The organism is Gemmatimonas sp., assembly GCF_044345575.1.
Classification (GTDB): Bacteria; Gemmatimonadota; Gemmatimonadetes; order Gemmatimonadales; family Gemmatimonadaceae; genus Gemmatimonas.
Genome location: NZ_JBIJAW010000113.1, coordinates 1 through 9,481 on the forward strand (window position 1 = coordinate 1; position 9,481 = coordinate 9,481).

Annotated in this window: 8 protein-coding genes and 2 tRNA genes; 6 read left to right on the plus strand and 4 right to left on the minus strand. The window is 67.1% G+C overall.

The window, feature by feature from the left end; genetic code table 11:
* The first annotated feature begins 306 nt into the window (after positions 1-306).
* Positions 307-759, plus strand: coding sequence for a hypothetical protein (locus ACIQ6O_RS08555; RefSeq protein WP_396207361.1), 453 nt, complete (start codon positions 307-309; stop codon positions 757-759).
* Positions 760-840: 81 nt separating this feature from the next.
* Here ACIQ6O_RS08555 and ACIQ6O_RS08560 read toward each other — a convergent pair whose 3' ends face one another.
* On the minus strand, positions 841-1,590 hold the full coding sequence (locus ACIQ6O_RS08560; RefSeq protein WP_396207368.1) for a Bax inhibitor-1/YccA family protein: 750 nt from the start codon (positions 1,588-1,590) through the stop codon (positions 841-843).
* Between the two features lie 97 nt (positions 1,591-1,687).
* Here ACIQ6O_RS08560 and ACIQ6O_RS08565 point away from each other — a divergent pair, with 97 nt between their 5' ends.
* The 5 genes from ACIQ6O_RS08565 to gltX all read left to right on the plus strand — a co-directional run bounded on the left by ACIQ6O_RS08565 (position 1,688) and on the right by gltX (position 5,733).
* Entirely contained in the window at positions 1,688-2,647 is a 960-nt protein-coding gene (locus tag ACIQ6O_RS08565; protein ID WP_396207362.1) for an aldo/keto reductase, read from the plus strand.
* Between the two features lie 108 nt (positions 2,648-2,755).
* Positions 2,756-2,842, plus strand: a tRNA-Ser gene (locus ACIQ6O_RS08570).
* A 2-nt stretch (positions 2,843-2,844) separates the two neighbouring features.
* Positions 2,845-3,939 (plus strand): WD40/YVTN/BNR-like repeat-containing protein, encoded by a 1,095-nt coding sequence (locus ACIQ6O_RS08575; RefSeq protein ID WP_396207363.1) that lies wholly within the window; start codon positions 2,845-2,847, stop codon positions 3,937-3,939.
* Positions 3,940-4,089: 150 nt separating this feature from the next.
* Positions 4,090-4,179, plus strand: a tRNA-Ser gene (locus ACIQ6O_RS08580).
* Positions 4,180-4,269: 90 nt separating this feature from the next.
* Positions 4,270-5,733: a glutamate--tRNA ligase gene (gene gltX, locus ACIQ6O_RS08585; protein WP_396207364.1), complete on the plus strand. Its 1,464-nt coding sequence runs from the start codon at positions 4,270-4,272 to the stop codon at positions 5,731-5,733.
* 24 nt (positions 5,734-5,757) lie between these two features.
* Here the strand turns inward: gltX and ACIQ6O_RS08590 are convergent, their stop codons facing one another.
* The 3 genes from ACIQ6O_RS08590 to ACIQ6O_RS08600 all read right to left on the minus strand — a co-directional run.
* Positions 5,758-6,816, minus strand: coding sequence for a hypothetical protein (locus tag ACIQ6O_RS08590; protein ID WP_396207365.1), 1,059 nt, complete (start codon positions 6,814-6,816; stop codon positions 5,758-5,760).
* A gap of 44 nt (positions 6,817-6,860) precedes the next feature.
* Positions 6,861-7,478: a fumarylacetoacetate hydrolase family protein gene (locus ACIQ6O_RS08595; protein ID WP_396207366.1), complete on the minus strand. Its 618-nt coding sequence runs from the start codon at positions 7,476-7,478 to the stop codon at positions 6,861-6,863.
* 219 nt (positions 7,479-7,697) lie between these two features.
* Positions 7,698-9,481 (minus strand): ATP-dependent DNA helicase (locus ACIQ6O_RS08600; protein ID WP_396207367.1); only part of this gene is annotated, 1,784 nt, incomplete at its 5' end.

Consider the following 9,481-nt stretch of genomic DNA (forward strand, 5'->3'; position numbering starts at 1 on the left):
TCGTGTGAGCGCGAACGCGCTCACGACCCTGGTTGGGGAGTAGCCGCCCGCTACGAAAACGGGAGCGGCCGACCGTCATCACGAGATAGGTAGCGCCATGTGTGCTGCCCTGCTCCGGTCGGCCGCGTGCGGAGAACCTTCCGCATTGCGCGAGACCACCGCACATCTGTGCCGTGCGGTCTCGCGCTTTTTTGTTGGCGATTCCCGCGGCACCCTTCCGAGGGATTGTCGATGATCGATGGGAATCCGGGTACAGTTCCGATGGTTCGCGCGAACGACGACGCGCCAGAGCCCTGGCGCGGCCGTATGCGTCTCATCTCGGCCGACCGCGCGGTGCAGCACCAACGGGCGCGACTCACCGAGGCCGAGCGCGACGCCATTGAGGTGTGGATCCCGAAGGGCGCACGGATGCTTGCCTTCACACGCGGCCGCCTCTCCCATGACGGGTGCCCGGTGTGGGTGCTCACGACCGACGGCGCGCTGATCCTGACACTGAACAACGTGGGCGTCGATCAGGTCAAGGCCCGTGCCGACTGGCTCCCCGCCTCGCATCTGCGGCGCATCGACCTCGACCTGGACGGCGAACTCGCACTCGTGCGCATCGTCTCCGCCTCGCGACGGTTCGTGCTGTACGGCATCGACCGCGACAGTGCCGTCCGCTTCGTGGCCATGACACGTGCCGCCATCGCGGCTCATGCGCCGAGCAGGGGGCCACACCCGCCCCCGGGGAGCGAATACGCCTGCGCAGTGCATCGATAGCTTCGGGCCCGGAACGAATTCGCCCGCTCACCGGCACAGCGGTGAGCGGGCGATCGGACCTGCCGGGCCTGCAGACGACGATCAGTCGCGTCTCCCCTGCAGGCGCGACAGCAACCGCAGCAGCTCGAGGTACAGCCAGATGAGCGTGACCATCAGGCCGAAGGCGGCGAACCATTCCATGGCCTTGGGCGCGCCCATCCGGCTGCCCTCTTCAATGCGATCGAAGTCGAGCACGAGGTTGAGCGCCGCCACACCGGCGATGACGACGTTGATGCCGATGGCCAGCATGCTGTTGCTCGTGAAGTAGCCGATCTGCACGCCGAAGAGCGAGAGCAGGAACGAGCCGAGGTAGAAGAGGCCGATCCCCATCATCGCGCCGAACAGCATCCGCTGAAACGTCGGCGTTGCCCGCAGCACGCGCAGGCGATAGAGCACGAGCACACCGGCAGCGACCCCGAAGGTGAGCAGCACGGCCTGCTGCGGCAGTCCGGCAAAGCGGGCGTTGTACAGCGCCGAGATTGCGCCGAGGAAGAGGCCCTCGAGCGAGGCATAGATGGGCGCCGTGATGGGGGCCCACTGCGGCCGGAAGCTGGTGGCGAGGGCGAAGACAAAGCCGCCGAGCCCACCGACCAGCATGGCTGGCATGACGAGATCGGTGCGGCCCCCCGCCACCTGCTGCCAGGTGATAGCCGCGGAGAAGATGACCACCGCGAGCAGCAACATGGCCTTGCCGGCGGTGCCGGCGACGGTCATGGCGCCCGGCGACACGAGGCCGAACGTATTGCGTGCCGTGTCGGCAAACTTCGACAGCACGGGATTGTTGGTGCGCATAATGAAGAGTCCGGGAAAGCTGGTGTGTCGGAGGCCGGTGATGGCCCCAGCCATGGAGCATCTGCTGAATGATACCCGGGCGCGTAGATTTGGGGCCATGATGAACCGACGCGACTTTTTCGCCACCGCCGCCGGCGCGGGAGCAACCCTTTCGTTGACGCCGCGCCTGCTCGATGCCATGGCGCAGGGCCCACTCATTCAGCGCGCCATCCCGAGCACGGGGGAGAAGATCCCGGTGATCGGCCTCGGCAGCTCGGCCACCTTCGCCAGTGTCGCCCGCTCGGAAGACGTGGCCGCCCTCCGCGCTGTCTTTCAGGCCATGGTCGAGCGCGGTGCCCGCGTGTTTGATACCGCGCCGGGATACGGCGCCTCCGAAGAGGTGGCGGGGAAGATCGTCAACGAGCTGGGCGTGGCCGGCAAGCTCTTCTGGGCCACCAAGGTGAACGTGGCCGGGCGAGGCGGTTCGACTGCCGACCCGGCGGCCGCCCGGGCCCAGATCGAGACGAGTCTCGCGCGCTTTGCGCAGCCCAGGATCGATCTGCTGCAGGTGCACAACATGGGAGACCCGCCAACGCAGCTGAAGATCGCGCGCGAATTCAAGCAGGCGGGCAAGGTGCGGTACGTGGGCATCACGACCACCTTCCCCAATCAGTACGCGTCGCTCATCGACGTGATGCGCAACGAGCCGCTCGACTTCGTCGGGGTGGACTATGCCGCTGACAACCGCGACGTGGAGGAGACCATTCTCCCCCTCGCACAGGAGCGGAAGATCGCCGTGCTCGCGTACGCGCCCTTCGGTCGTACGAGTCTCTTCCGACGCGCCGCCAACACGCCCCTGCCGGAATGGGCCCGCGAATTCGACGCCACCACGTACGCGCAGTTCTTTCTCAAGTTCTGTCTCTCGCACCCGGCCATCACGGCGGTCACTCCGGCGACGAGTCAGGCGAAGAACATGATCGACAACATCGGGGGTGGCATCGGCCGCATTCCCACGGCCGCGCAGCGCGAGCAGATCATCAAGTTCGTCGACGCGCTACCGGCCTTGCCGGGTCGCTGAGCGCGTGTCGGTGGCGCCAGCTGCGCGGGGCGTCCCACCCGGCAGGCGCTGCCACCGACGCGACGCTTCGCTATCTTCTTTCGTAGAGTCCGGGGCGAGCCCCGGCTGGGGGAGATGGTCGAGTGGTTTAAGGCTCCGGTCTTGAAAACCGGCGTACCCGCAAGGGTACCGTGGGTTCGAATCCCACTCTCCCCGCTATGTCCACACCAGTGCGCACCACATCGCGAGTCTCCGTTGCCGTCGCCGCCGTTCTCACGGCGGCGATTGGCGTTTCGGCCGGTGCGCAGACGGGATCGCCCGTCGCCGCCGGCCGGACCACCCCACGCATCGTCCCGTTGGAAAGCCCCGCCACTGCACTCATTCAGGCGGTGCATGCGGTCGACCCTTTCGTCATCTGGGCGTCGGGACACAAGGGGCACGTGCTGCGCTCACGAGACGGCGGACATACGTGGGAGCGGCTCGAAACGCCGGTCGGCGACTCGCTCGAGTTTCGTGACGTGCACGCGGTGAATGCCGACACGGCGTGGATTCTCTCGGCCGGCGAAGGCCCCAAGTCGCGCATCTACCGCACGACGAATGGCGGCGCCACGTGGAAGCTGCAATTCATCAACAGCGACAGTGCAGCGTTCTACGACTGTCTCTCCTTCGGCAGTAGTCGCACCGGCGTCGCCTACGGCGATGCGTCGCAACGTCGCACCAATCTGCTACGCACCGACGACGCCGGTGAGACGTGGCGATTGCTGACGCCGGCCGCGGTACCAGAGCCGCTTCCCGGCGAGGGGGCGTTCGCGGCGAGCGGTCTCTGCGTCGTGCACGCCGATGCCAACACGGTGTTCGTCGCCACCGGTACGCCGGGCTCCCGCCTGTTCCGCAGCCGTGACGCCGGCAAGACATGGACCGCCGAGAACACGCCCTTCGCCCGTGGCATCTCGACGGGACTTTCGGGAATGTCGTTCGCCACGCCCCAACGCGGCATCGTCGTGGCCGGCGACATGAACCGCCTGCGCACCGACTCGGCGCAGGCGGTCGTGGGGATCACCACCGATGGCGGCCGCACGTGGGATATGCGCTCACGTCCACCGCGCCCCGGTGCACTCGCCGGAGTAACGTGGGTGCCCAACGTCGGCCCCGGCGTGGCCGTCGCCGTAGGCTTCGGCGGGGCGTTCTACACACTCGACGAGGGGCGCACGTGGCAGACCATCACCACGGACGTCACCACCGGCGTGTCGGCGCACGGTCGGCAGGTATGGATTGGTGGTGCCAACGGGAAACTCTGGCGCGTGGAGTTCTAGGGAAACGACCGGTATTTGTCGACGTTTGCCATTGCTTCCCGCACGCGCTCCCGACTACATTTCCGCTCCGTCGTGGTTCCCCGGAGCCAAGGCGGGACAGAATACCCAACTCGTTGTCATGCAACAGGTTGATCGTATTCCTGCAGGTCAGGAGAGATGGCCGAGAGGCTGAAGGCACCGGTTTGCTAAACCGGCATAGGGGGTCAACCTCTATCGCGGGTTCGAATCCCGCTCTCTCCGTGCCGCGGGTCCGCCGGCTTCTCGGCGGACCCGCGCTTTTTTTGCCCCGACTTTTCGTCGAATTCCGACCCTTTTCGGTCTGTGGTTTCCATGACGGCTGCGTCTTCCGCCAAGCGCCCGCGCGTGCGCTTCGCTCCTTCGCCCACCGGCTTCCTGCATGTGGGCGGAGCGCGCACGGCGCTCTTCAACTGGCTCTACGCCAAGAAGTACGACGGCGACTTCCTGCTTCGCATCGAAGACACCGACCGTCAGCGCAGCACCGACGAAAGTACCCGCGCCATCTTCGAGGGCATGGAGTGGCTGGGGCTCACGTGGGACGAAGAGGTCGTATACCAGGGGGCGAATGTCGCGCGTCACTACGCCGATGCCCACCGGCTCCTCGAGACCGGTGCGGCCTATCGCGACTTCACGCCGCAGGCGGAGCTCGAGCGTTTGCGCGGCGAGGCCGAGGCGCGCGGTGATGCGTTCAAGTTCGATCGCAGCCTCGCGGAGCTGAGCGAGGAGGCACTCGCGCAGAAGCTGGCCGCCAACGAGCCGTACGCCATTCGCTTCCGCGTACCGGAGGGCACGACGGAATGGCCAGACCTCGTACACGGCCGCATCGCGTTCCCCAACAAGGACGTCGAGGATTTCATCATCCTGCGCTCCGACGGCACGCCGGTGTACAACATGGCCGTGGTGTCGGACGACATCGCCATGGGCATCACGCTCGTGATGCGTGGCGACGACCATATCTCCAACACGCCCAAGCAGATCCTGCTGTATCGCGCGCTCGGCGCCGATGTGCCGCAGTTCGGGCACGTGCCCATGATTCACGGCACCGACGGCAAGAAGCTGTCGAAGCGACACGGCGCCACGGCGGTGGGTGATTATCAGCACCAGGGATTGCTCCCGCAGGCGATGCTCAACTTCCTCGCGCTGCTGGGCTGGTCACCGGGCGACGACACGGAAGTGATGACCGTACCGCAGCTCATCGAGCGCTTCAGTGTGCATGGCCTGCACGCGAAGGCCGCCGTGTTCGACACGAAGAAGCTCGAGTGGATGAACGGGCAGCATCTCGCGCAGATCCCCATCGCCGAGCTCGCGGCCATCGTGGCGCCGCTCATCGAGCGCGCCGGTCTCGGCACCGTGGCCGATTTGCAAGCGCGTCACGCGTGGTTCTGCGGCGTGCTCGAACTGCTGCGCATCCGGGCGCGTCTCACCGACGAAATCGTGGAGCAGGCGCGGCCGTTCTTCGTGGAATCGGTGGAGTACGACCCCGAAGCGGTGAGCAAGCAGTGGCGTGACGCGGCGGCGACTTCGGACATTCTCGAAGCCACACGCGAGCGGCTCGCGAGCCTCGCCGACTGGGAGCCGGCCGCCATGGAGGAGGCGCTCCGCACACTGGCCGAGGAGCGCGGCATCTCCGGTGGGAAAATCTTCCAGCCGCTGCGCGTTGCGCTTACCGGGCTCACGGTGAGCCCGGGCATTTTCGACGTACTGCTGTACGTGGGTCGCGAGCGCTCGGTGGCGCGAATCGCGGAAGCGGTGGCCTACCTGCGTCAGTCGGCGTAACGCCGGGGGACCGAAGGCCCGACGCTACTGCTTGTCGACCTTCGGCTCCGCCCGCAGCGGCGCCGCGAGGGTGGCACTCGGTGCCCGCAGCCGCTCACGCCGCTCGGCGTCGCGGCGCTTATCCATCTCCTTCACGATGCGCTTGAACTCGGCTTCGCCCATGCCGCGTTCGCTCATGCGCATGATGTCGGCCCGGCCGGCGCCAAGGCGAGCGGCATTGGCCGCAGCGGTGGGGTTGCCCGACATCTGCGCCGCCGTCGCGGCGTTGAGCGGCAGCAGCGCGAGCAGCGCGTTGGGGATCATGACCTTACCCAAGCGAATGCCCTGCTGATCCCAGCCCCACTTGTTGCCGTTCTTATCGGTCTTGGTCCAGTCACCACCCTGCCGGCCGTACTGACCGCGACCGTACGCCCGGTTGAGTGAGTCGAGGGAATCGCGTGCGGCGGTGAGCATACCCGCCATGATGCTGTCGAGCTTGTCGGCCCGATCACCGAGCGCGATGCCGGTACCGCCGGCCCCACCGCCACCGCCCACGGGTCCACGCCACACTCGCTCATCAGTGTAGCCCGGGCGCACGCCACGGACGTTGGGGTCGAGCGCCCCGATGCCGTTGGCCGCGCCGCCGCTCCCCGTGTCCCGGGGCGCTGGCGGCGCCGAGGGAGTCGCGGTGATGGGCCCGGCAGCCGGGGATGCCATCTGCTGCGGCGCCGAGGGAACGTCGACCTGCTCGCGGGGGCGCTGCGCGACCGTAGTCCGCTCGGGCGCCTTGGGCGCGGCAGGCGTCACGTAGGTGAGCCGCTCTTCGGTGGCGTTCTTGCTGTCGCCGAAATCCAGCCAGTCGGGGATACCGTGCCCGAAGGTGAGCGCCTGGATGAGCACGCCCCCCACGAGCACATGCAGCCCCACCGCGATCGCCAGAGCGCGCGGAGAGCGCTTCTCCCCGGTGGGTAGCCCCGAAAGCCTCTGGCCCAGCTGGCCTCGCGCCGGACGGCGACGCTCAGCCGTCAGCCCCCCGCCCTCCTGCCCTGACGGGCCGGACGGACGGCCTTCGCCTGGCGGCGTCGGCGGGGCGGAATGGGACATACGAGAAAGATACTCGGATTTCGAGGCCTGAGGGGGGCGCCGGGTCAGTTGGCGGCAGCCACCGGATTAGACACCCGGCTGAGCCCAACCAGTTCCACTTCGACGACGTCGCCGGGAGACAGGCGCCCCACGCCGTGCGGCGTACCAGTGGCCACGATGTCGCCGGGTTCGAGCGTGAGATACTGCGAGATGAAGTGCAGCAGGAACGGGATCTTGAAGACCATGTCGCCGCCCTTGGCGCGCTGCACCTCCTGCCCGTTGAGACGCGTCACCAGTTCGATGCTATCGAGGTCCGCCGGCGGGGCGGCCGGGTTGCCGATGGGGCAGAACGTATCGAGTCCCTTTGCCCGTGCCCACTGCCCGTCGTTCTTCTGCAGGTCGCGCGCGGTGACGTCGTTGAGCGCTACGATGCCGCCAATGGCCTTCACCGCCTCCGCCTCGCTCGCCGCCTTGCAGAGCCGCGAGCCGATGATCACCGCGATCTCGCCCTCGTACTCGATGTGGGTGGAGACCGGATGCAGCACGACGGCCTCACCTTCCCGGATGATGGACGACGAGGGCTTGAGAAACAGCAACGGTTCCTTGGGCACATCGTTGCCCATTTCCTTGGCGTGCAGGGCGTAGTTGCGGCCGACGCAGACGATCTTGGAGGGGAGCATCATGGGGGAGCTGGTGGGTCGTGGGAGCGGGGGGGACGGCAACAGCAACGGCGTAACGAGTAATGTGTTGCCACCTTACGGCACTGCGCCATACGGCGTCGCCGATTGCGCCGTGTTGTTTGGAGGCAACTCTTAACTCTTTACGCCGTTGCAGTTCCCGGGGAGGCAACGCTTAACTCTATACGCCGTTGCTGTTCCCCCGGGGAGGTAACGCTTTACTCCTTACGCTTTTGTCGTTCTCCCCCGGTAGAACCGCCCCACCTCCCCCCGCACGTCTCCCCATGCGCCAACGACCCGCTTCGCCGGCGGCAGCGCGTCGAGGAGTTCGCGGCCGTAGCGCTTGGTGAGCAGGCGGGGATCGCTAAGCACCACGACGCCCGCGTCGGTGCCGGTGCGAATGAGCCGACCGAAGCCCTGCTTGAGGCGGAGCGACGCGTGCGGCAGCATGAACTCGCCGAAGCTGTTGCCGCCGCGCGCCTCGATGGCTTCGCACTGCGCCGCGACCATGGGTTCGGTGGGTACACGGAACGGCAACTTGGCGATGAGCAACGCGCGCAGCGCATCGCCCGGGACGTCCACCCCTTCCCAGAAGGTGGCGGTGCCCAGCAGCACCGCGCGGCCGCTCTCTCGGAAGCGCTGCAGCAACACGTCGCGCGGCTCCTCGCCATGCACGAGCAACGGCCAGCCCCCACCCTTCCCCGCCCCGCGCAGCCACTCGGCGGTCTCGCGCACATCACGATGACTCGTGTACAGCGCGAAGATGCCGCCGTCGCTCGCCGTCATGAGATCGCGCAGATGCCGGCAGGTGGCCGCAAAGTGCTCGCGTGGATTTTCGTTGGGTGCGGGCAAATCGTTGGGCACCACCATCAGCGCCTGTCGCGGATAATCGAACGGCGACGGGAACATGGCCGTGCGCTTGCTGCGCCGCGCTTCGGCGATCCCCAACCGCTGCTCGAGAAAATCGAAGCCACCGTGCGTGGCGAGCGTTGCACTCGTGACCACCGCCGTATCCACGCGCTCGAAGAGATCCTCGCGCAGCACCGGCGCGAGATCGAGCGGCACGCAGTGCACCGCCACGTTGCGCTCGTTCGGCGTAGGCTTCCCCTGGAATTCCATCCAGCGCACCACCTCGGGCCCATCCGCCGGCGGCATCAGCCCCTTCATGAGCGCGTCGCCGGCACTCTGCAATCGCCGCATCACCGAGCGCACTTCGTTGAGCAGCGGGGCCAGCTCCTCGGCCTTCTTGCTGTCGCTCTCGAGGCGATCGCGCACCACCTTGAGTCCGGTGCCCAGCGCGTCGATTTCGGTGAGCAGTTCCTTGAGCGTGCCCTCGATACCGTTGCGCCAGAGGTCGTGCTGTTGAAACTCGCCCGTGAGGCGCATGATGGGCGTGCCCTGCATCTCCAGCACGCTCGCGAGCAGTTCGAACAGCAGCTGCACCCGATCGCGCGCGGTGAGGGTACTCGAGAAGAGCCGCTCCTTCACGAGATCGAGACTCGCCACGCTGAGCAGGTCCTTCGAGGCGGCGAGACGCGTGGCGAGCGCGGGGAGCAATCCCTTGCCGCGGCGTTCGAGCCGGTTGAACATGCGCGCGAGCGCCCGACGCGTAATGGAGCTGCCGAGGTGTGACGCGGCGGCTTCTTCGAGATGATGCCCCTCGTCGATGACAAGCCGCTTGTAGGCCGGCAGCACCGCGGCATCGTCCCAGTTCTGCACCTGACGGCGCACCGCCACATCGGACAACAGCAGGTGGTGGTTCACCACCACGATGTCGGCGTTGGCCGCTTCCTTGCGCGCCTTGAACAGGAAGCACTGGTTGTAGAATGAGCACTTGAGCCGCCCGCACAAATCCGGCTCGGCGGCCACCTCATCCCAGATGTCGGAGCGCGGCGCGGTACCGAGGTCACTGAGTGAACCGTCCTGCGTGCGCTGCGCCCATTCGGCAATCTTCGCCACTTCCTCGGTGGCATTGTCTTCGAACAGCGCTGCCCCCGCACCCTGTGCCT